At 44.7% G+C, this 21914-nt stretch carries 21 protein-coding genes; all 21 read right to left on the reverse strand.

Features of this window, described 5'->3' with window-relative positions; genetic code table 11:
* Positions 1-5 precede the first annotated feature (5 nt).
* Positions 6-1475, reverse strand: coding sequence for a ribonuclease G (rng, locus tag R7F07_RS20560; protein ID WP_005381138.1), 1470 nt, complete (start codon positions 1473-1475; stop codon positions 6-8).
* A gap of 18 nt (positions 1476-1493) precedes the next feature.
* Positions 1494-2063 carry a Maf family protein gene (locus tag R7F07_RS20565; RefSeq protein WP_025767607.1) on the reverse strand — a complete coding sequence of 190 codons (570 nt, stop codon included), beginning with the start codon at positions 2061-2063 and terminating at the stop codon, positions 1494-1496.
* Positions 2064-2067: 4 nt separating this feature from the next.
* Positions 2068-2556, reverse strand: coding sequence for a rod shape-determining protein MreD (gene mreD / locus R7F07_RS20570; RefSeq protein WP_005381141.1), 489 nt, complete (start codon positions 2554-2556; stop codon positions 2068-2070).
* The gene (gene mreC / locus R7F07_RS20575) at positions 2546-3442 is read right to left on the reverse strand and encodes a rod shape-determining protein MreC (protein ID WP_005381142.1); all 897 of its coding nucleotides are present in this window, start codon (positions 3440-3442) and stop codon (positions 2546-2548) included. The genes mreD and mreC overlap by 11 nt, the downstream gene beginning before the upstream one ends.
* A 150-nt stretch (positions 3443-3592) precedes the next feature.
* Entirely contained in the window at positions 3593-4636 is a 1044-nt protein-coding gene (locus R7F07_RS20580) for a rod shape-determining protein (protein WP_005381144.1), read from the reverse strand.
* 151 nt (positions 4637-4787) lie between these two features.
* Positions 4788-8930 carry a DUF6701 domain-containing protein gene (locus R7F07_RS20585; protein ID WP_196333402.1) on the reverse strand — a complete coding sequence of 1381 codons (4143 nt, stop codon included), beginning with the start codon at positions 8928-8930 and terminating at the stop codon, positions 4788-4790.
* Between the two features lie 4 nt (positions 8931-8934).
* A complete protein-coding gene (locus R7F07_RS20590) occupies positions 8935-9369 on the reverse strand; it encodes an MSHA biogenesis protein MshP (protein ID WP_048626846.1) in 435 nt (144 codons plus the stop codon).
* A complete protein-coding gene (locus tag R7F07_RS20595) occupies positions 9359-10096 on the reverse strand; it encodes a PilW family protein (RefSeq protein ID WP_054575323.1) in 738 nt (245 codons plus the stop codon). The genes R7F07_RS20590 and R7F07_RS20595 overlap by 11 nt, the downstream gene beginning before the upstream one ends.
* Positions 10096-10695 (reverse strand): type II secretion system protein, encoded by a 600-nt coding sequence (locus R7F07_RS20600; RefSeq protein ID WP_171343294.1) that lies wholly within the window; start codon positions 10693-10695, stop codon positions 10096-10098. Before R7F07_RS20600 ends, R7F07_RS20595 begins: the two co-directional genes overlap by 1 nt.
* Positions 10692-11240 (reverse strand): type II secretion system protein, encoded by a 549-nt coding sequence (locus tag R7F07_RS20605; protein WP_171343295.1) that lies wholly within the window; start codon positions 11238-11240, stop codon positions 10692-10694. The genes R7F07_RS20600 and R7F07_RS20605 overlap by 4 nt, the downstream gene beginning before the upstream one ends.
* A 115-nt stretch (positions 11241-11355) precedes the next feature.
* Positions 11356-11589 (reverse strand): MSHA biogenesis protein MshA, encoded by a 234-nt coding sequence (locus R7F07_RS20610; protein ID WP_171343296.1) that lies wholly within the window; start codon positions 11587-11589, stop codon positions 11356-11358.
* Positions 11590-11662: 73 nt separating this feature from the next.
* On the reverse strand, positions 11663-12136 hold the full coding sequence (locus R7F07_RS20615) for a prepilin-type N-terminal cleavage/methylation domain-containing protein (RefSeq protein ID WP_025631920.1): 474 nt from the start codon (positions 12134-12136) through the stop codon (positions 11663-11665).
* 291 nt (positions 12137-12427) lie between these two features.
* Positions 12428-12889: an MSHA biogenesis protein MshF gene (locus tag R7F07_RS20620; protein WP_171343297.1), complete on the reverse strand. Its 462-nt coding sequence runs from the start codon at positions 12887-12889 to the stop codon at positions 12428-12430.
* 3 nt (positions 12890-12892) lie between these two features.
* Complete coding sequence (locus R7F07_RS20625) at positions 12893-14116, reverse strand: type II secretion system F family protein (protein ID WP_025767600.1); 1224 nt, start codon at positions 14114-14116, stop codon at positions 12893-12895.
* An 8-nt stretch (positions 14117-14124) separates the two neighbouring features.
* Entirely contained in the window at positions 14125-15849 is a 1725-nt protein-coding gene (locus tag R7F07_RS20630; RefSeq protein WP_171343298.1) for a GspE/PulE family protein, read from the reverse strand.
* Positions 15846-16940 carry a tetratricopeptide repeat protein gene (locus R7F07_RS20635; RefSeq protein ID WP_171343299.1) on the reverse strand — a complete coding sequence of 365 codons (1095 nt, stop codon included), beginning with the start codon at positions 16938-16940 and terminating at the stop codon, positions 15846-15848. The genes R7F07_RS20630 and R7F07_RS20635 overlap by 4 nt, the downstream gene beginning before the upstream one ends.
* Positions 16937-17782 carry an ExeA family protein gene (locus R7F07_RS20640; protein WP_104979765.1) on the reverse strand — a complete coding sequence of 282 codons (846 nt, stop codon included), beginning with the start codon at positions 17780-17782 and terminating at the stop codon, positions 16937-16939. The genes R7F07_RS20635 and R7F07_RS20640 overlap by 4 nt, the downstream gene beginning before the upstream one ends.
* A 44-nt stretch (positions 17783-17826) precedes the next feature.
* Complete coding sequence (mshL, locus tag R7F07_RS20645) at positions 17827-19467, reverse strand: pilus (MSHA type) biogenesis protein MshL (RefSeq protein WP_033907420.1); 1641 nt, start codon at positions 19465-19467, stop codon at positions 17827-17829.
* Between the two features lie 20 nt (positions 19468-19487).
* The gene (locus tag R7F07_RS20650; protein WP_005381196.1) at positions 19488-19820 is read right to left on the reverse strand and encodes a hypothetical protein; all 333 of its coding nucleotides are present in this window, start codon (positions 19818-19820) and stop codon (positions 19488-19490) included.
* Positions 19813-20463 carry a type II secretion system protein GspM gene (gspM, locus tag R7F07_RS20655; protein ID WP_005381197.1) on the reverse strand — a complete coding sequence of 217 codons (651 nt, stop codon included), beginning with the start codon at positions 20461-20463 and terminating at the stop codon, positions 19813-19815. Before gspM ends, R7F07_RS20650 begins: the two co-directional genes overlap by 8 nt.
* Positions 20460-21905 (reverse strand): MSHA biogenesis protein MshI, encoded by a 1446-nt coding sequence (locus R7F07_RS20660; RefSeq protein WP_167415479.1) that lies wholly within the window; start codon positions 21903-21905, stop codon positions 20460-20462. Before R7F07_RS20660 ends, gspM begins: the two co-directional genes overlap by 4 nt.
* Between the last annotated feature and the right edge of the window lie 9 nt (positions 21906-21914).

Consider the following 21914-nt stretch of genomic DNA (forward strand, 5'->3'; position numbering starts at 1 on the left):
CCAAATTACATCATTACGACGTCAAACTGTTCCTGAATGTACAGGGGTTCAGCCTGAACTCGCACTTGCTTGCCAATAAATACTTCGAGCTCTGCCAACGCATGAGACTCATCGCCCAACAGCGCTTCAGCAACAAACGGCGATGCGTACACGACAAAATTATCGGCGTCGTAAGCACGGTTCACACGAGTAATCTCACGTAATATCTCAAAGCATACGGTTTCGACCGTTTTCACGCTGCCACGGCCTTCACAAGTAGGACAGCCAGAACACAAGATATGTTCAATACTTTCTCGCGTACGCTTACGCGTCATTTCAACTAAACCAAGCTGGGTAAAGCCGTTGATGTTGGTTTTTACTCGGTCTTTCGCAAGTGCCGTTTCCAGTGAGGTAAGTACTCGCTGACGATGCTCTTCGGATGCCATATCGATAAAATCAATAATGATGATACCGCCGAGGTTACGTAAACGTAGCTGACGCGCAATAGCTTGCGTTGCCTCTATATTGGTATTGAAGATCGTCTCTTCGAGATTACGACGACCAACAAATGCACCTGTGTTGATGTCGATGGTGGTCATGGCTTCGGTTTGATCGATGATCAAATAGCCGCCCGATTTTAGCTCGACCTTGCGCTCTAAAGAACGCTGAATTTCGTTTTCGGTGTCGTACATGTCAAAGATTGGCTTGTCACCTTCGTAAAGCTCAAGCTTATCTGTTAACTCCGGTACATACTCAGAAGTGAATTCTTTCAGGTTTTCATATTCAAGGCGGGAGTCGACCATGATCTTATCGAGCTCTGTGCCAACAAAGTCACGCAGAATGCGTTGAGCTAAGCCGAGTTCACCGTAAAGTGTTGAACGCGTTTTGTATTTTGAGCGACGCTCCATGACTTTTAGCCACAAACGCTTTAGAAATGCCGCATCTTGAGAGAGCTCTTTTTCATCAGCGCCTTCTGCCGCGGTACGAATGATAAAACCACCGTGCTCATCGCAGTAATGGTTCACCACCTTTTTCAAACGCTCACGCTCTTTCTCACTTTCAATACGCTGCGAAACACCGACATGGCTAGCCCCCGGCATAAAAACAAGATAACGCGAAGGTAAGGTGATATCCGTCGTTAAACGCGCACCTTTCGTGCCGAGCGGATCTTTGACCACTTGCACAACAATGTCTTGTCCCTGGCGTACCAGCTCAGAGATATCACGGACTTGAAACTGCTGTTTTTCGTTTTCTGCCACACATTCGGTATGGGGAACAATATCTGACGCATGTAAAAATGCCGCTTTATCTAAACCAATGTCGACGAAAGCCGCCTGCATACCTGGTAACACTCGGCTTACTTTGCCTTTGTATATATTGCCCACAATACCGCGACGCGATTCGCGCTCGATATGTATTTCTTGTAGTACTCCACCTTCAATCATGGCCACACGAGTTTCACTCGGGGTCACGTTAAGCAGCAATTCTGCACTCATGTGCACACCTCAAAACAATTATAAAAATTCTTGAATTAGCTGATCGGTTTCGAACAAAGGTAAGCCTACTACAGCGTGATAACTGCCTTCGATTCGGGTGACAAATCGCCCTCCGAGTCCCTGAATACCATAACTTCCAGCTTTATCGCATGGCTCTCCTGACTGCCAATATTGTTCGATTTCTTCGTGAGTCAGTGGTTTGAACCACACGTCAGTGGTAACGACCACTGAATGTTGTTGTTCCGATGATACAACGCTCACCGCAGTCATCACTTGATGACGACGACCCGATAAGCCAGTAAGCATACGCTTTGAATCTTCAAAACTTTTTGGTTTTTCTAGCACACGGTCATCGCATACCACGACCGTATCAGAGCCCAATACAACGGAATCAGGCTTAGCCAACGCTAAGCCTGCCTGAGCTTTTTCCAAAGAAAGACGCAACACGTAATCTCGTGCTTGCTCATGAGCCTGTTTGGCTTCCTCAATATCAGGCAATACGATCTCAAAATCATAACCCAGTTGAGCAAGCAGCTCTTTTCTTCTCGGAGAACCCGATGCGAGAACGAGAGATAAGCTTTTCTTCACCGCTTTACCTTACGTGCCATGCACGACGAACTCGTCGCATTAATAAAAACATCCATGGCCAAAGTATACAGTTTATTGCCGCCGTCCACAGAGATAATGGATTAAATACTACGTCCTGGTTCAAATATTCCCCACAGAATATCAAAACTTCCAATAACGCAGTAAAAAAGGCAATTAAAATCGACTGTTGCCACAATGCCATGTTACGAATCAACAGGAAATTCAGCGCAACGAGGTAGATAACGATCGACATCATCATGCCACGAATTCCAAGCGTTGAGCCGATCAAGATATCCCACAATAAGCCTAGCACTAGCGCAGTTCCGACGTTCACTCGGTGCGGTAGTGCCAACACCCAATAACACGTAACAAGGAACAACCATGAAGGGCGTAACACATCTAACACACCTGGCCATGGAATGGTTTGCAGTACCAGTGCAACGAAGAAACTGACGCCAATCACCATTCGGCTACTCAATACATTATTGGCCATCGGTTACCTCTTGTTCTTGCTCTAACCCTTCATCTACATTGGACCGCAGTACTTTGTGTTGACGGTCTTCATTCGGCCAAATCAGCAGTAGGTAGCGTAAGCGATCAAACTCCACAACCGGCTCAGCCTTGATTGAAGCGAACTCTTGACGCGTATCGTGATCCACATTGGTAACCGTCGCGACTGGGTATCCCTCAGGGTAAATGCCACCTAAACCGGATGTCACCAATAAATCACCAACCTGAATATCTGTGCTGGTTGGAATGTGTTCTAGTTGGATTTCATCCATTTCACCATTGCCCGATGCGATCACTCGGATATCATTGCGGATCACCTGGACAGGAATTGCATTTTTCGCGTCCGTTAGCAGCAGAACACGTGCGTTGTGCGCTGCGACAAACGTGACCTGACCAACGATGCCTTTCTCATTGATAACAGGCTGACCAACGTAAACACCATCAATACGGCCTTTATCGATCACCACTTGATGACGATAAGGTGAAGTATCCACCGCCATTACTTCTGTCACGACTTTCTTTTCATCACGGACAAATGAAGATCCTAACAACTTACGTAAGCGTTGGTTTTCTTCTTTATATTGGTCGAGCAAGATAAGCTCGCTTTTCAGGCGTAGCACTTCTCGCTTTAAGCTGCGATTGCCTTCAACCAATGCCTGATGAGAATTAAAACGTTCAAATACGCCATCGAACATACTACGAGGTAAATTCGCTGCGTACTGAATCGGTGCAACCATACTGTTTAGTAGGTATCGAACGTTGGAAAACGTATCTAGACGACTATCGGCCAGCATTAAGCTCGCCGACACGATGACAGCAAAAAACAGACGTAATTGCAGAGACGGACCTCTGCCGAAAATCGGTTTCATCTTGTTTTTGACCTGATTGCTTCCATAATTATTGAGCCTTACTTGGCAACCTAAAAATACTTAACTAAATACTTTTAGGTATGGAGCATGTTTGAATTACAGAGAGAGCAGAAATGAAGGTGAAGCCCGACATGAGCTTCACCTAAACCTTTATTCTTCAGAGAACAGATCGCCACCGTGCATGTCGATCATTTCTAGTGCTTTACCGCCACCACGCGCAACACACGTTAGTGGATCTTCCGCGATAACCACAGGAATACCAGTTTCTTCCATTAGTAGACGGTCTAGGTCTTTAAGTAGTGCACCACCACCGGTTAGTACCATACCGTTTTCAGAAATGTCTGAAGCAAGCTCTGGTGGACACTGTTCTAGTGCAACCATGACTGCTGATACGATGCCAGATAGCGGCTCTTGAAGCGCTTCTAGGATCTCGTTTGAGTTCAAGCTAAAGCTGCGTGGCACACCCTCTGCAAGGTTACGACCGCGAACTTCAATCTCTTGAACTTCATCACCAGGGTAAGCAGAACCGATTTCGTGTTTGATCTTTTCAGCCGTTGCTTCACCAATCAAGCTGCCGTAGTTACGACGTACGTAGTTGATCACAGCTTCATCAAAGCGGTCACCACCGATACGTACAGACGATGAGTAAACCACACCGTTTAGAGAGATAACGGCAACTTCAGTTGTACCACCACCGATATCGACCACCATTGAACCTGTCGGCTCAGATACACGTAAACCAGCACCAATTGCCGCCGCCATTGGCTCGTCGATTAGGTAAACTTCACGCGCACCAGCACCAAGTGCTGATTCACGAATTGCGCGACGCTCAACTTGGGTAGAACCACAAGGAACACAAACAAGAACACGTGGGCTTGGCTTTAGGATGCTGTTATCGTGCACTTGCTTGATAAAGTGCTGAAGCATTTTTTCGGTTACGTAGAAGTCAGCGATTACGCCATCTTTCATTGGGCGAATAGCGGAAATGTTACCAGGTGTACGACCAAGCATCTGTTTTGCTGCGTGACCGACTGCAGCAACGCTTTTTGCAGAACCTACACGATCTTGACGAATAGCAACTACAGAAGGTTCATCAAGGACAATTCCTTGCCCTTTTACGTAAATTAGAGTGTTGGCTGTACCTAAATCGATAGATAGATCGTTAGAAAACATGCCACGAAGTTTCTTAAACATACTCTTCGCTCATCCTGCAAAAATATAGAAGACAAAAATTGCTCTAAATGTACCAATGCCTCGCTGTCACAGCAAGGTATTGGTACACAAACATGAGCAGAAAGCCTCAATTTCTTGCAGTTTCCTAACTTAAGGGCAAAAACCTAAGTTGTTACTGTCCGGTTAACCCTGGCTCACCACGGTAAATCACGCGATCGTTACCTCGATGAATACCAAAGGTGACGACGGATGATGGGTTTTCTTCGGAGCCATCATTGTCCCAGTCGTATTTGAGCCAAGGGAGGTTGTTACCACTAGGGTCGAGATTAAGCCAAACTTCAGCTTGTTGACGTCCACAGTCTGCGCGCTCTTGCTTAGCAATAAGTTCACGCATGGCACCATCGTTAACCGTCGTTCTGACGCCTTCAAGTAAAATGTCGCAGTCGGAGCCATCATCAGGCCAAACTGGCTCCTGGCTTTTTAGAGTTGGGGACACTGTTGTCCCGTTATCCTTACTGTTTAAAACGAATCGGGTATCTCTCCAATACTCCACTCTAAGGGGGATATTAACAGATTTACCCTGATTCACTCCCACATCATCCAGAGCTATGCGACCAAACCTGACATCAGGTTGCGATAGTAGCTGTTGCGAAACCATTCTATCTTCAGTGCTATTTTGCCCTTCTTTTAAGAACATCGTAGGATCAACATAGCCAGATACTTTAGTTCCATTATTATTAAGTGAAAGCGAAATAGACGTTTCGATGGAACTATCCTTGTCTGCCGGTAGTTTTGAATTAAATGGACCATCGGGACTCGGCAAAGATAAATCTTTACGCCAATAAACTGAGTTATCCCAAGTTTTGCTCCACACAGCTCCCGACCAGTTATCACTAGTCAAATCGGAATCCAAAATGCTAAGTCTATCTGAGTAACCACCAGCCAAATACAAATCTGCTTTTAAAGAATTGGCAAAACCACCATAATTTTGAGTTGTGTAACCGTTAGCGTTATATGCTGTGACTTCAAACTTAACCGATTCAAAATTCTGTCCCATATATACAGATTGATTCTGATTATCAGGGTAGGTCCACTCTGTCCCGGTGACTTTAAAGTAATCCGGATAGAAGCGCCCAATGGTTGACTTACCATCGGCTATTTTAAATGCATTACTACCAAGATATAGAGATGTGCCAATATCATCGCCATTTTCATCTTTAGCAACTGGTGCCTCAGCAATAAGCTCGAAAACACCGACTTCTGAAACCGATTGATCAAACGTCACACTGCCACGAGACCATTTACTTGATTCTGGTAGCTTCTCATTTAGAAGTTTGGCTAATGAACCATTAGACGGGTACTTCACTTTATTACTAACCGTAATAGTCTTCTCTTGATAGTTCTCAGCAACCGTATCATCATCTTGCAATGCCGAGATGGTTAACTCAAAAACTTCACCAGCAGCAACAAACCCCGAAGAACAGCCATTTTCACTGTTGGTGCACTTTCCGCTCTTATCACCACTCTTTGCAGTAACTTTCAGTTTTGAAGGAAAACTAACGAAGCTGCCGAATCCATCCGAGTCATCAACACCTTCAACACTGGCTTTAAGTTTGACCTTTCCAGCTTCAGAGTATCTCAACTTAAAGAATGCCTTGCCTTCATCATCAAAATAAACATTAGGCAGGTATTTATTAGCTCTGGTTAGCTCGACATTTGAACTCCATTCCACAGCCTGATCTTTCACTTTTTTCTTGTAAGAAATCACGACAGGTTGAGAGCTATCGATCGGTGCCACTTCATAATCAATCGACATATTAACACCGCGAGATTCTCCGCCGTCTTCAGTTCGAGTTGAACAAAACGATAGGTAGTCCTCCCCCGTAGTTTCGCGACTAGCAACTACATCATTAACATTCACCGCAAGCACATTTGAAGCGAAGGTTACATTACAGTTGTTAGCAGATAGTGGCCCGCCATTAATTCGACATCGTGCCCCTTCAAAGCCAAACTGTGGTACGGAACTTTGATCGATACCCAAAGTAATATCGCCAGCTCTTGAGCCTTGCAGCTCAAGCTGAGTTTCATTCTCAAACTGTACATTTGTACCACCAACCCAGTTGGCAACATTATTGCCAGTAGATGGAAGTAAAGTGACAGAGAGAGGCGTTAAGCTGCCATCATCGTATGCATCTCTAGGATATTGCTCAGAACAACTTTCATTCATACAAGCTCTAAGTGTCACATCAGAAGCCTGACACGTACTGCCTGAGCCTGAGTAGTCAAACTCGAAATGATGAATACCATCTGTTAATCGCGAGTACTTGTCCGCACAGACTCGGAAGTTATCAATATCATGCGTATTGGTAAGCATACCTGTGGATGCCGTTACCGACAGACGGAAGTTATCTGGAATATAGTTAAAACCACCTTTTTCCAAAACGTTAAACTCTTCGATAACAGGATCCCATCCGCCATTTTTTCCGACTTTTCGAAATACAGCCAGCGTTATCGTATCGGTGTTACGCGAATTTAAAACTACTTTATAACGATGCAGTTTCTCTTTACCTTTTCGATTATCCAACGAGCTGCTGTATTTTTTGCCAGTGATATACGGATAACCTTTCAACCACTTACCATTCGCATCTTGGACGCCCTGTCCACGCACCCCAACATTATCAGCAACACTATTTGAAACGATTTTCTCGCTCCCTTCACGAATGTAGTTACCAAACTCATCAATACCAATACCTAGCCAACCACCAGCAAAGCCTTCTACATCTTTGGAGACTTCAGGGTAGTGATTCTTTAGAAGCTTCATCCCGTAACCAAGCGGACCACCAAATGCCCCGGTTTGAGGAGGGACACTCGCATCAGAAATCACCAGCGCAACACCGTCAGCACCATTCCCACCATATGCATTGTGATCAAACTCAATCTCTAAATAGTTCTGATCTGACGGAAAAATATAGTTATATGCAGAGGCTGTTGCCTGCTCTGGTTTATTTGAGTTTAAGATGAAACGTCCATCAGAGATATGGGGCTCGTCACTGGTACCAAAGCCCATCACCGACCAGTTTGACAATGAACCTGAATTGAAGTTTTCTTCTGGTAATAGTGAACATTGCTGTGTTGGCGGAATAACAGGAACTAATTCAGGACAAAGTGAGGCTACAGCCTCTATTGGGCACTCTCCGGTCTGGGGGGGCTGACAGTTGGAATCATCTACACCACAATAAATGTCACTATCATTGTACTCGTAAGAATGTGATTTTGAGTTAACAGAACCACAGACGGTCGAGCTTTTTACTGTGGCTTTCCCGTGGGACTGAATCGCTTCACTAAGAGTATAAACACCTCGATTTTGATCGAGTTTAGAGTTAGTCAACGATACTTCGCTACCTGTTGATTCTACCCGGCCACAAACCAATGAGTTTTTAATATCGACTTTATGTAGAGCGAGAATATTTCCGTGTACTTGGTTATGGCTCTCTAGGATCACCTCGTGACCTTCACTAGTTACATCCCCAGTAACTTTCGTTTGTTTTAAAGTAACTTTGCTTCGTGCCCAAACATCACCTTGAATTTCATTTTCATTTGATTCTGTCTTTACTTCACCGCCTTGACTTGTAACTTTCCCCTCGACAACCGTCTTCTTCAACGTTATATCACCATGCGCTATAACATCACCATGAATCCTGTTACCATTGCTCTCCGTTTTAATTTGTCCACCCGTACTCGTAACATTGCCATTCACTGTTACTTTCGAGAGAGTTACGTCTTTAGCCCCCTCAACACTGCCATTAATGACATTCCTTTTACCTTTTATCTCAATACCATCAGAGTAACTGGTAACATTGCCTTGTACTTCTGCATCTTCAAGAAGCACCTTTCCGTGGGATACGTAGATTAAACCGTGAACCTTAATATCGTTCTTGAGTTCAACTGCACCGAAAGACTCCACACGCCCAAAAATTTCAATGTCATTTTTACCTTTGAAATCGCTGTTCTTGGATAGGATATTGATCGAATGTTCACTGCTTCCTAAAGTATTTTTTCCTTTAAGTTCAACACCACCATAAACATGAATGTTGATATCACGGTAAGCGTTGACTGACTGGCCTACATTCATTGTAAGACCATTGGGACAAATATAGTTGCCAAAATCATAATAATACCCACCACAGAAGCTCCCTCTGGCTTTCATTTTCCCCTGACTAATCGACCAATATGGAGTCATATCATTTGGAACAGCAGAAAAACTTTCAGAAGAAAACAAACTGACGAATAAAGCAGTAATTATTATTCTTTTCATTATCCTAATCCCTAACCCAAACTTCTTGCTGACGCTGTACTTGAGACAGTCCTGAACCACAAATGGCTGTTACTTGCACTCTAAATAAAGACTGTGCCTCTGAGGTTCCCTCATTCAGAACCCCCAACTTTAAACAACTCATCTTATTAATCCTACATGCCGTATTCTTTGTAACATTAGGGGTTGCACCACTGACCTCATTCAAACAAATATCTGCGATATCAGGGTCATCATCGTTAAGCGGGTACAACTGTGTCAGCGCCCATTCGTTGGCAGATTGAGCAACAAACCAAGCTTTTGTGCCTAAGAATTCCCGAGTTAGTCCACTTTGATTTGACCAACTTATTCTCATAAGAGAGGCGGCTAAATAACCCATCACAATAATGACGAAAAGCACCACGATAAGTACATTACCTTGCTGATTTCGTTTACGGAACATTGAGCACCTGCACGTCTTGCTGATACACACTACGCTCCCCATCCTGTAAAAACTCTAAGTTAATATGTACTAGCCCACCACGTTGTAGAGTTGGCTCAACATAACGCATGTAACTCGCTGATGTATCAATACTATCCGTGACAATGACATTATTACGAAGTACTTGACCGCTATCGAAGCAATAACGGACTTGAGATTTATCTTGGTAAATGTAATGACGGCTAGAAATAGAGCTAGAGCTGATGCTGCTTTCACCTACAGAAACAATAAAAGGCTCATCAACTTTATCTCTTGATATCTCTTTTAACTCAATTCGTTGAGATGATTCTGGGTTATCTGGATTTTTAGGGAAAAGATCTTCATACCGACTAGGATTTATCACCAACCATCGCTCATTAGGAATACGTTTTAGCTTAGTATCGTTGCCAATAAGAAACTCCAGAGTACTACCACTAAAAGCATAAAAGCCCGAATATTCAATGGGTACAAACTCCAAACAATTGCTTGTCCCAGTTGGCTCATGAAAACTATTTGGCACGGCATGGCGGATTTCACGCGTCATCTTTTCTAAAACAAACTGAGCTTGTGTTTGTATTCGTTGGCGGTCGATAGTATCAGCGTACCCTTTCATTCCTAACTGGACATACCCAGCTATACCCAACATGATGAAGCTGCCGATCACAATCGTAACTATCATTTCCATTAAGGTGAAACCACGAGCTTTCATCAGTAGTTCCCTTTAATAGCGGTTAAAGTAAGGGGCTGCGTGTTCCCCGCAAAAATCCGTAATGTTACTTTTTTGTATTCGGTTATTTCATCGGGAGCTTTATCCGTCAGATCATCATAGGCAACGCTAACTTCTAATCTAAAGTTTTTGTACTGCTCAGTACTGTCCGCACCAAGTACATCACTAATATTCCCTCTAGGGATACCATCACACTGAGAAGCCGTTGTAGATGTGCTCCAACACCCGATATAGTCATCGACATCGTTGAAAGAACTCGGATTTGATGCATCCTCTCCATAGTCAGTATCCACACCTAAAGTCGAAGAGCATAAATTCAAAGGATTATCTAGATGAGGGCTGTCTTTAGGCTCACCACATCGAACAGTACCACCATCAAAGTCACCCCACTGGTCAAAGCCTCGTGAAAGAATCTGTGACATAAAACCTTGGCCTAATGCGGCCGCGCGGGTTTGATAGTGAGGGATGGCGGAATCTCGAATTTGAGGGACAAGAAAAGAAGTAAACGCCACCATCGCAATGCCCATTAAAACAATCGCGATGATCATTTCTATCAAAGTCATGCCACTAGATTTCTTCATGAGCATGTACCTTTTGAAACATAACCTTGAGTATTAATTTCAACTTGGCAGCGGCTTCGACCATGCTTATCTTCAATCAGGATTGAAACCCCACCACTCGCTGAGTTTATTGGATTACCCAATAAATCAAACTCGATTGGATTAGTTACAGCATTGGTCAGTGAAAACTTTGCGGATTTATCAACAACCATGTCACTACGAGTGTCTTTTTCCTTGCTAGCCAGGCCGCATGCAGCACTAGACCCTATGCAAGAGCTTGTAATCGACAAACAAAAATTAGTGTAGCTAGAGTCCTCTCCAGCTTTGTAGCTACTAGGTAGGCACCTTTCAGGATAAGACTTGTTTGGGATGCTGATATTCGACTGCATACGATTCACCTGCACTTGGCGAATAACAGAAATCACGCGTTCTTGTAATGCATATGCAGAGAAACTGCCAGAGCCCATAAAACGGCTGGCTGCAAAAAGTGAAAGGATAGAGAGGAGAACAATCACGAGGATTAACTCCATTAACGTAAACCCTAATGCAGAGCTGCGAATTTTCATAACCCAACCTTAGGCTTAGAACAAGCGAGATAAGTATACGATGAAATTATGAGATTAATGATAGGTTTATAATTTTTCGATTCGAAATGTGAACAGACGAAAAAACAACCAATGTCTAGTTATTGTGCCCTTTTGAACGACCAATCTCTTCTTCAATTCGATCGTAAGTTTCTTTATTGCTCAATGTTTCAGAAACATGCTCTGCGGTTTGCTTGGTTTGCTCCCACTTTGCTTCGTAAGTTTCTGGCTCGAAGCTGATAAATCTTGGTAATACCACATAACCGACTACACCTAAGATAATCAGTACAACCACAAACTCTATTGCACTAAGACCCGATGATTTACGCATATGAGCTATTCCGAGATTCATCAAAATAAGGAGATAAAGGCCAGACTAGCTGGCCTTTGAAAGCAAAATTGACTTACTTAGTAGGATCACACACGTTACTGTCGTCATTATCTACTACTTTAATTGCTGGCACATCATCTTCTGCTGCCTTTTGGTAATGAACACAGCTTTTGGTGTATCCACTGATACCAAAATAAGCATCATCACCGTCACCGCTGATTGCAATAAAGTCACCACCATCTTGCAGCCCATCAACAAGCGGGTTAATCGATGCACTAGTTGCTGACGGATAACCATATACAAGGCTGATGCTATTACTACCAACTGAAATTGCAGATTTCGCTTGAGCCTCTACCCCTTCAATTGCAGCCTTACCATATACAATACCCGCAGCACCTTTGATTGCACCAGAAAGACCTTCTAGAGTTGCATTACGGGCATCATCTTGCAGGTTAAGGAAACGTGGTGCTGCAGTGACCGCTAGAATACCTAGGATTACAATTACCACTACTAATTCGATAAGGGTGAAACCACCTTGTCTTTTCATTGTTTACTCTCTCTATGTAAGCATGCAGTACAACTGCAAAGTTTCGTTTAGGTCACGCGACCATTTTGGATATTGTCAAAACGGTTTGGGGCAGCAACGTTCACTAAAACTGACCGTGAAGTGGATACTGTATCTACCGCTTGAGCAGAATGACGATTCGCCATTATTCAGTTCATGCTGCAATGAGAAAAACACATTATTGTTTACCCTCTATTACAGCTTCTTACTTATGGTAATGATTGCATTATACCGACTTTCAATACCAATTATAGTGATTAGGTGTCAAAAAATTCACTCCGCCGACATTTCGACGTCTATTTTCAGTTGATTAGCTGTTGAAATAACTACAATCGACTGACCATTTTCATAAGTGTATTGACAGACATAACGATCAGTTTTGATGGCTCCACTGATATCTATTAACTTGTTGGTCATTATTTTACGTTGGGGGTAATGCACCGCTAGCCAATAACCACAATCTAATACACCTTGCTGAGTAAAGGGAGACACTAACCCGCCCTCTGTCATAGTAAGGTTAAAACCATCCATCAGCATATGTTCTGGCTCGCCTTGTACTAGCCAAGCTTGACGATAACGCTGAACACTGTCTTGCATCCAAACTCTCGCCAACTTCGCTCCAGTTACTTGTGCTTGCTCAGTGATAGGACGTAATTTGACCGACAAACCCACCGCCATAATCGTAGCAATAACCCCAAACACAATAAGCGTTGCTCGGCTTTGATTTTCAACCACCTATTAGCCGCCTTTGATGATGTCGAGCATTCCCCACATTGGTAAGAAGATACCCAATGCCAGCACCATGACCATGCCTGCGACAATCACCAAAAGTAATGGTTCTATTCTTGCGGTTAGCGTTTTTAGATCGTAATCGACTTCTCGATCGTAAAAGTCCGACACCTCCAGCAGCAACTCATCAATACGACCAGTTTCTTCACCTACTGCAATCATCTGAATCACCAATGGGGTAAATATTTTACTGTTGATGGCCGTCACTGAAATGGTGCTACCCGCTTCAATTGCGGACTTCATCTCAAGAATTCGGTTTTCTAAAAAACGGTTCCCTAAGGCTTCCCCGGCCAAAGCCAAAGACTGGTTAAGTGGCACCCCTGATTTCAGCATCAACGAGAAGGTTCTGGCAAAACGAGAAAGCTGCGCACGATTAACGATATCGCCTACAATTGGCAGCCGAAGCCGAAACTTATCGAACTTCTCCCGACCATCAGCCGTCGCCACCCACGCTCTGAATACAGTAAACGCGCCAATCATTGCCACAACCAGCAACACCCAATAATTTACAAAGAAATTAGAAGTCGCGATCAAAATACGCGTCGGCAATGGTAGCTCAACCCCAAAGCGCGTGAACATCGATGCAAACTCAGGGATCACCAAGATATTCAATACAAACATGGCGATGGTGATAAAGATAATGACAAACGTCGGATAACGCATCGCCGCTTTAATGCGTTTGCGAGTCTCAAGTTCCTGTTCGTAGTAATTCGCCAGTTGCAATAGCGCTTGGTCAAGCCGACCCGTATTCTCACCGACGTTGATCATAGAAACGAACAGTGGGCTGAATACTTTGCTGTGTTGCTGCATCGCAGAAGACAAACCTCGGCCATTACTCAGTTCAGAAACGACATCTTCTAGCGCCTCTTTGAGCTGTTTGTTTTCGCAATTTTGCAACAAGCCACGCATAGAGCGCAGCAAAGGTACGCCAGCTTTAGTCAAACTAAACAACTGGCGAGAGAAAAGAATAATTACTTCCAACGGAATAGCAGGCACAAACAGCTTAGACAAGCTCACTTGGCTTTTTGCCGACTCTTTCTCTAACCGTACATTGAGCGGGATGACCCCTTTATTCATCAATGCTTCCGACGCAGCTTCTGAGTTCACTGCTTCGATTTTGCCGTTAGTGGATGAGCCGTCTAGCGTGCGGCCTTGATAACGAAAAGTTGGCATTCACTTACCTATATGAAAATGGGATCAGTCTTACCAGAAGCATCACCCTCACCTAGGGTCATCACTTCATCCAAACTGACGGTGCCTTGTAGCGCCAGTTCCATTGCAGAAGCAAGCAGTGGCTTATAGTTTTCTGAGCGGCGCGCGGCTTGCGCAAAGCCAACCGCATCATTGGCGCGCAATTTATCCATCATCTCTTGCTCAAGTTCGAGCATTTCAAACACACCGATTCGGCCTCGATAACCAGTCAAGTTACAGTTTTGGCAACCTGCGCCTTTATAAAAAATGGTGCTAACTTGATTTGGGAAACGCCCAGCTAACCACTGCTGGCGAGACTCATCTAAGTGGTCTTCTGTTTTACAATCTGGGCAAACTCGGCGCACAAGACGCTGCGCCACCACGGCTCTGACTGCACTAGCAACCAAGTAACCCGGCGCACCCATGTCGATCATACGTAACGCACTGTCGACAGCATCGTTGGTGTGGAGAGTACTCAATACTAAGTGACCCGTTAGTGCAGCTCGCAGACCAATTTCTACTGTCTCTTGATCACGCATCTCACCAACAAGAATGATGTCTGGGTCTTGACGTAAAAAGGTTCTAAGAACACGCGAGAAAGTTAGATCGATCTTACTGTTAACCTGTACCTGAGTGATGCGAGGCAGACGATATTCAACCGGGTCCTCTGCTGTAATGATCTTTTTCTCAGGTTCGTTGAGCTCACTCAATGCACCGTAAAGCGTAGTGGTTTTACCGGAACCTGTCGGCCCGGTAACCAAAATCATGCCATGCGGACGCGCCAACTGTCGACGTAAGCGAGCAAGCAAGTCTGGCGGCAAGCCCGACTCTTCTAACGGACGCAAACCAGCGGACTGGTTAAGCAGACGCATTACTACAGATTCTCCGTACTGCGTTGGCAACGTCGACATACGAATATCAATTGATTGGCCACGAACTTTGATATTGAATCGGCCATCTTGCGGCAAGCGCTTTTCAGAAATATCTAGGTGTGCCATCAACTTCAGTCGAAGAACCAAAGCCGATGCAATATTCACTTCATTTAAGAGCGTTTCATGCAATACGCCATCAATACGCTGGCGCAAACGCAATACTTGATCGTCTGGCTCAATATGAATATCCGAAGCTCCAACCTGTACCGCATCTTCAAACATGGAATTAACCAGCTTTACAACGGTAACCTCTTCACTATCGGCTTCATCAATACCGTAATCAAAGCTTTGTACATCTTTATGCTCTTCATGCAGCTGCTCAGCAAAGGAGGCGATTTCTTTAGTACGGCGGTAATAGCGGTCAAAGCTTGAAATGAGCTGACGCTCTGAAGCCACAATGAACTCAAGGTTGTATTGACCTAACAAGTTCATCAATGATTCTTGGATGAATAAGTCCGCAGGGTCGCTCATAGCAACGCGCAGTGTGTCCCCATTTCGAGCAACAACCATCGCACGTAAGCGACGTGCGTGTACCTCAGGTAGAATCTGCACGGCTTCGGCATCCACAGGCGCACGGCCAAGATCGATCAGTGGCAAACCAAGCTGTTGAGACAAGAAGTCCAACATTTGCTTTTCGGTAATAAAGCCAAGGTCAATTAACGCATCCCCTAGCTTCTGCCCGGTACTGCGTTGTGCGTTTAGTGCTTGCTGGATTTGTTCTTCAGAGACGATACCTTCCTCAACCAGAAGATCGCCCAAGCGTTTTCTCAACTGAATTTTCATTGTGCGCTCTCCAACTCTTTCAAGATGCTCAAACGGTCACGGATAAATGCTTGCGATTGATTCGAAATGCCAACTTTACCCAGAGCTTGGTTGTAAGAGTTGATCGCGGTAGTAAAAGCCAGAGCACGCTCTTGTTGAATAGCCAAACCTAACCACCAGCGCGCGTTTTCCGGTTCACGCTGAGTGAGGAGTTGATAGCTCTCAAGCGCAATGTCATTTTGCTTGTGTTTTTGTGCCAATGCCGCACGCATCGCCAAGTAGTCTCGACTTGGTACTGGAGGCAAATGAACAAGCGGGCTCAGCGCCGCTTCAGGTTGATTAGCTTTCACTAACAACTTAGACAAGGCCAAGCGAAGTACTTGGTTGTTCGTATCTAGGCTGATGCCTTCTTGAATAATCTCATATGCTTTACGCGTATCACCTTTACCAAAGTACAACGCTGATAACTTTTGACGCGTGTCTGCATTCATTGGCTCATAACGCAACGCCTCGGCATAAGCCGATAACGCCGTTTGCATATCGTTAGCATCGAGTGCCTTTTCCGCTCGACTAACTGCCTTAAGAGAAAGCTGACGATGTGTAAGCTCAACCTGCTCAATACGCATTGAGCTGTTTTCTGATGTCGTGTGGGTTACGGGATCGTATTGTTCCTCGCTCGACATCGTTGCTAACTGCGCGAGTAAAACTGCATCTTCAGAGGCGATATTTATCTCAGCTCTTGGCGTGAACCTATCAGTCTCTTGCATGTGAAGCTGTTGCGCTACCGGCTGTGTGGTTGGTTTAGTGTAAACCACTTGAGTTGTATCGGGCGTCATTTTACTCGTTGGCGAGTGAGTGCGCTCCGATGAAACAATTGGTGAGACATTCACAGACGACAGTGGCATAGCGTCGGTTTGAAACTGTGATAGCTCGCCTGAAGGGACAGGACCGCGAGAGACCGCCCAGCTACCAACCGCAAGGCTTAACGAAAAACCGGCGACAAGCCAAAGCCAAGGTTTACTACGTGAGACACTTGGAATCTCCGCACGAGTAAGCTCTGACGGCGATGTTTTTTCAGCAAGTTCTGATAATGCTTTATTGATGGCACTCAAGGTTGACTCCATCCCCAAAATACGGGTGTTTTAAACTTAGGTTTACGGGCATCAAACGTATCGTGCATAGCGGCGTAAACGTGATGATTTTTCAATAGTGTGCAACGCTCATTAAATGCAGCAAGCAACGACTTGTGGCTAATTTGGTTTATCAAGCGCGGAATCCCCATGGATGAACGCCAAATCGCTTTTTTCTGTTCAATAGAAAAAATGTGCGCCCCATTGCCTGCTTTATCTAAACGATTATTGATGTAAGCCACGCCTTCATCGATAGAGAGAGGACGTAACTGGCAGCTAAACGTAATGCGTTGACGAAACTGCCTTAGCTCATGGTTAGCCAATCTTTCATCCAACTCAGGTTGTCCGAATAACACCAATTGAATGAGCTTATCTTGTTCCGTTTCTAGGTTGCCAAATAGACGCAATGTTTCTAAAGCTTGTGGGGAAAGAACTTGCGCTTCATCAACGATCAAGACGGTTTTCTTTCCCAAGGCATGTACTTGAATCAAGTGCTCTTGAATGAGGGAAACGATGCGCAGCGGATCATCGTTCTCGATACCTAACTCTCTGGCGACAGCAAACTGCAACTGTTCCCCATTCAACACTGGATTGGGTAAGTAAATAAGCTCAACTTCAGATTCAATCTGCTCGATCAGCTTACGGCATACCATGGTTTTTCCAGTGCCGACTTCTCCCGTCACCTTAATCACCCCTTCTCCCATTTGCACGGCAGCTAGGATGGTTTGGATCGCCTCATAGTGAGGGACTAACCCCAAGAACATTTCTGTATTTGGGGTTAACGAAAAAGGCTGAACTCGGAACCCAAAGTGTGACAAGTACATACTCGAATCACAAACCTATTGAAAAACAGAACCTTTCCCAGCGCTTATTGCGCATCTGGGAACCACTCTTGCAGCAGATCACGAGAGCGCTCTAGCTCTTTCTGCCAAGAGTTCACGCCAACTACGGTCGGTTTTAGCAAGATGACCAATTCTGTTTTCTCAGTTACGTTATTCACGTTGCGGAACAAATGCCCCAGTGCTGGTACATCGCCCAAAAATGGGACTTTAGAAACAAGCTCACGATTTTGCTGTTTCATCAACCCGCCGATAACCACAACATCGCCATCTTTAGCACGAATAACCGAGTCTGATTCACGAATAGAGCTTTTCGCTAATGGCAGTTGGATGTTTTGGAAATCTCCGCCCAAGTTCAATTGCTTCACTTCTTCCGTGACTTCAATAACTGCGGGGTGAACATGCAGGAACACATTGCCTTTGTTATCAATTTGCGGAGTTACATCGAGGGAAATACCCGAGAAGAATGGCGTCAGTTCCACTTCAGGAACTGCATTTGAGTTTTCACCGTTGCCTGCATTGCTCGATAGCTCGGTAACAAAGTACTCATCGGTACCCACTTTGATGACAGATTTTTGGTTGTTGGCAGCGGTAATACGAGGGCTCGAAAGGACGTTCAAGTCACCTTGCGTAGACATGAAGCTCAATACAGCATTGAAGTTACCATCCGAAATAGTCACGTTAGTTTGACCGCCCAATAGCGTGCCAATCGCATCCAATGGTGGTAATGCCGATGCAGGGCGGTTGACTACGATACTACCCGAGTTACCAATTGACGCCGATAAGTTTGACCAGTTGATGCCTTGTTGGTAGCCATCATTCAACGTCACTTCTAGGATTTTAGCTTCAAGAATGACCTGGCGCTGCATGCGCTCCTGCGATACACCTAAGAACTCGCGTACTTCGCGAATATCATCTGGAAATGCTCGAACCGTAATAACTCCCGCTTGTGGCGTTACAACCACACTTTGCCCTTTGCCTGAACCAATTAGATTCGCAACAGCTTGCTGCAGCATCGGCCAGAAGTCACTTTCAGTGATGGTTTCGATGCGTGTACCGCCCGTAGATGTGGTCGAGCTATCGTTGTTGTTTCCATTGTTAGAGTCTGACGAGTCAGAACTGTCTGAGCTACCACCAGAATTAGACGTACCAGCCGAGGTTACAGAGCCCGTAACAATGCTGGTTAATGAGCGACCAGAACGCTTGAACTGCAGGTAATCGACTGGAATGGTCACCGTACGCATACCTGCTGGGTAGATTTGAATAACTTTGCCAGACTTCACCACGTCATAGCCATACATATTCTGTACGACATTCAGAACTTCATCCAATGTCACATCTGACAAGTTGACGGTGATATTACCTTGTACCGATGGGTGAATCGCCACGCTGTACTCAGTGCCTTTCACTAATGAGGCGAAAAAGCTTCTTGCATCGACCGCATTCGCCTGAATACGAAAACGCTTCGAGGTGCCTTGCTCTGATGCAACGTTCGAGTCTAAATTTGGCATCAAGTCTGCCTCAACAGAAGAAGGGATTTCTTCCAATGTGCGGCTGTTCGCTTGATTGATCGATTCATTGAGCGCTTCTTTAACTTCCACTGGATTCCGATGACCCATTGAACATCCCATTAAAGAAGCAATCGTTATTCCTACAACTAATTTGCGCATATCTGATCGGGCTCTGGTTATTATTGTTTTACGTTTAAATCAAAAAGCTCTAGGTCCCACTGACGGTTACCACGCTTTAAAGTTACAAATTCACTATTAATGCTCGCGACGCGATAACCCTTAAATAGCTCGCCTTTTTCGACAAGTTTGTTATCCATAATCGCGATACAATCAGTACTTGGCTTACACACAATACTGTTGAGCTTAGGCAGTCGGTACCGTTTAACTTTTGGTTTCGCTGACGTTTCAACCGCTGGCTTTTCCCAACCAAGTGGGGCCGTTGGGTCTTGGTTTGCCCAAGCGGTTCCTGCCGCTGCCATAACAAGCAATGAGATGATGAGTTTGTTAACCACCAATAAACTCCTCTCTAGATCCTAGTGTGTAGACTTCTAACACAAGCTTCGCTTTCGGGTACTCTTCGACTTTATAACTAAAGCTTCGCCAGTAATAACTCGCAGGAAGGCTCTCCAATTTATTCAGATAATTAGCAATAGAAAAATAGTCACCAGTCAGTTCCATACGAACAGGATGCACGTAGTAACCAGAGTATTGCGATGCTTCTTTATCTTCCGTTATTGGCTCAGATGGCAAGGTTTGCAGAGACAAAAGGTGAATGCCACTTTGCTGCTCCAACACATTTTCAAGCAGCTCAGCCATTTGCGAAGGTGTAATAAGATGCTCGATGATCTCCGCTAATTGCATCGAAAGATGCTGACTCTCAGCTAACAGATTAGATATCGCGCGATCAATCTCAGCATTTGGATCTTTCTTAAGTTGCGCCTGAATACGTAGCGTATCGATTTCAATCTTTTGATTTGCTTGCTTTAAATTACTTAGTTGCCTCTCATTACTGATGATCTCGTTAAGCTTTGGCTCCAATACCAGCGTAAAGAGCAACATGATTACGACAACTAAACCGCACAATGCAGTGAGCACCTTTTCACGCGTACTCATTTCGCCAAAGCGCCCTTCTAATGAGAGCCAGAATTCGTTCATTTCTCTTTATCCTCGCGCGTTTTTAGTTCAAACGTCACAATATCCTTATCATTTCGACCTATTTTGACGTCGTCAAACGTTCGACCAACCAAGCTAATTTCGTTTTTAAATTGGCTAACCCAATTTGGCACTGAGCTCGGTTTTTTCGCTAGTCCCTTCAGGTCTAAGGTATGGGTATTGATTCGAATTTCGGACAAAGAAATTTCTTGGTTTCCTAGCTTCGCTAATGATTGCATCACGCCAGAGTAACCCGTGCGTTGCGAGTCATCGTATTTCCCGACAGCTTTAAGCGAGTCTCGCTTCGCCTTGACTTCACGTTCTAAGCGGGCTTTAGCTGCCAGCTTATTATTGTCAGGTTGATGCTTACGTAGCTTGACTTGATAACGTTCAAGCTCTGACTTCATGATATCGCCTTTACTTTTTACAATAGCAATCTCATCTTCCAAACCGCTGCTCTGCCAAGTGACATAACCGTAAGAAAATAGAATTGCAGCCGCCGCAACGCCCCAAGATAACGCGATATTTTTTAGCGTCAGGAGCTCTTTTTTCGGTTTTAAGTAATCGGGATATAAGTTGACGCGTCGAGTATTTGAAGTAGCCGCAGTGTCAGCCAAAACATGTCCTGATAGCTCATGTTCTGGTGGTAATAACGGTGAAACCTTAGTACTTAAACGGTAGTTCAGAGCCTGAACAAGCTCGCTCTCATCCTCTTCATCACAGCACACTTTCAATTGATGTAATTGCACGTGGCGTAACTGAGATGAAAGATAGTCAATCGAACGTTGCAGTTCTAACGACAGACTGTCCATCTGTAAATCGCTAGACGGAACCCCCGTTAACGGTGGCGTCACACTGCGAATAGAGCGGTGGAACGCAATAGTATTTTCGACAAAAGCGCTTATACGGAAATGACCACGCACACTGCGTTGTAATAATAGGAAGTTTCCTAGTTCACCCGCAGTCTCTCCCCAAATATCGTCTTCAGGAAGAATGGCTTCTAATGGTAACTGGGCTCGACTGGCCAGTAACACAATCTTATCCAATATTTTTCGCGATAAGACGTATGCTTGCACTTTGGTTGAATTCGGTAACTCGACCGCATCGGCAATAATGTCGATAGCACGCTCAGAGATCAGTTCTTTCAACAAAAACGGTAATGCGGCTGGCCATTCTTGACGCGGCATGACCGGTTTGTCGATTTGGTACATCTGGTAATAGTTATGAGAAAGAACAACCGTTAATGAATCATACGCACTCGCTGCAACGCTCAATGCTTGCTCAACGGCTTTTTCCCAATTGGACTCAGAAATATCAAATTGGTATGGACGACTACTTTTGATTGAAGATGATAAATAAACGGCGTCTGGCTGAATAACCAAAAAGCAGGAGCGACCACCACTAGATGATCGCTTAAGCTTGTCGAATAGTGCTTTGAAATCCATGATTATTAT

This window comes from Vibrio sp. YT-16 (genome assembly GCF_033337405.1).
GTDB classification, from domain to species: Bacteria; Pseudomonadota; Gammaproteobacteria; order Enterobacterales; family Vibrionaceae; genus Vibrio; species Vibrio alginolyticus.

What these genes read in the sequence shown, in the direction of transcription:
- R7F07_RS20625 (WP_025767600.1), bottom strand. Translation starts at nt 14,116, where the DNA reads ATGCCAACTTTTCGTTATCAAGGCCGCACGCTAGACGGCTCATCCACT.
- R7F07_RS20610 (WP_171343296.1), bottom strand. Translation starts at nt 11,589, where the DNA reads ATGCGTAAATCATCGGGTCTTAGTGCAATAGAGTTTGTGGTTGTACTG.
- R7F07_RS20615 (WP_025631920.1), bottom strand. Translation starts at nt 12,136, where the DNA reads ATGAAAAGACAAGGTGGTTTCACCCTTATCGAATTAGTAGTGGTAATT.
- mreD (WP_005381141.1), bottom strand. Translation starts at nt 2,556, where the DNA reads ATGGCCAATAATGTATTGAGTAGCCGAATGGTGATTGGCGTCAGTTTC.
- gspM (WP_005381197.1), bottom strand. Translation starts at nt 20,463, where the DNA reads ATGAACGAATTCTGGCTCTCATTAGAAGGGCGCTTTGGCGAAATGAGT.
- mreC (WP_005381142.1), bottom strand. Translation starts at nt 3,442, where the DNA reads ATGAAACCGATTTTCGGCAGAGGTCCGTCTCTGCAATTACGTCTGTTT.
- R7F07_RS20580 (WP_005381144.1), bottom strand. Translation starts at nt 4,636, where the DNA reads ATGTTTAAGAAACTTCGTGGCATGTTTTCTAACGATCTATCTATCGAT.
- R7F07_RS20595 (WP_054575323.1), bottom strand. Translation starts at nt 10,096, where the DNA reads ATGAAAGCTCGTGGTTTCACCTTAATGGAAATGATAGTTACGATTGTG.
- R7F07_RS20585 (WP_196333402.1), bottom strand. Translation starts at nt 8,930, where the DNA reads ATGAAAAGAATAATAATTACTGCTTTATTCGTCAGTTTGTTTTCTTCT.
- R7F07_RS20590 (WP_048626846.1), bottom strand. Translation starts at nt 9,369, where the DNA reads ATGTTCCGTAAACGAAATCAGCAAGGTAATGTACTTATCGTGGTGCTT.
- mshL (WP_033907420.1), bottom strand. Translation starts at nt 19,467, where the DNA reads ATGCGCAAATTAGTTGTAGGAATAACGATTGCTTCTTTAATGGGATGT.
- R7F07_RS20630 (WP_171343298.1), bottom strand. Translation starts at nt 15,849, where the DNA reads ATGAAAATTCAGTTGAGAAAACGCTTGGGCGATCTTCTGGTTGAGGAA.
- R7F07_RS20605 (WP_171343295.1), bottom strand. Translation starts at nt 11,240, where the DNA reads ATGAAAATTCGCAGCTCTGCATTAGGGTTTACGTTAATGGAGTTAATC.
- R7F07_RS20660 (WP_167415479.1), bottom strand. Translation starts at nt 21,905, where the DNA reads ATGGATTTCAAAGCACTATTCGACAAGCTTAAGCGATCATCTAGTGGT.
- R7F07_RS20600 (WP_171343294.1), bottom strand. Translation starts at nt 10,695, where the DNA reads ATGAAGAAATCTAGTGGCATGACTTTGATAGAAATGATCATCGCGATT.
- rng (WP_005381138.1), bottom strand. Translation starts at nt 1,475, where the DNA reads ATGAGTGCAGAATTGCTGCTTAACGTGACCCCGAGTGAAACTCGTGTG.
- R7F07_RS20640 (WP_104979765.1), bottom strand. Translation starts at nt 17,782, where the DNA reads ATGTACTTGTCACACTTTGGGTTCCGAGTTCAGCCTTTTTCGTTAACC.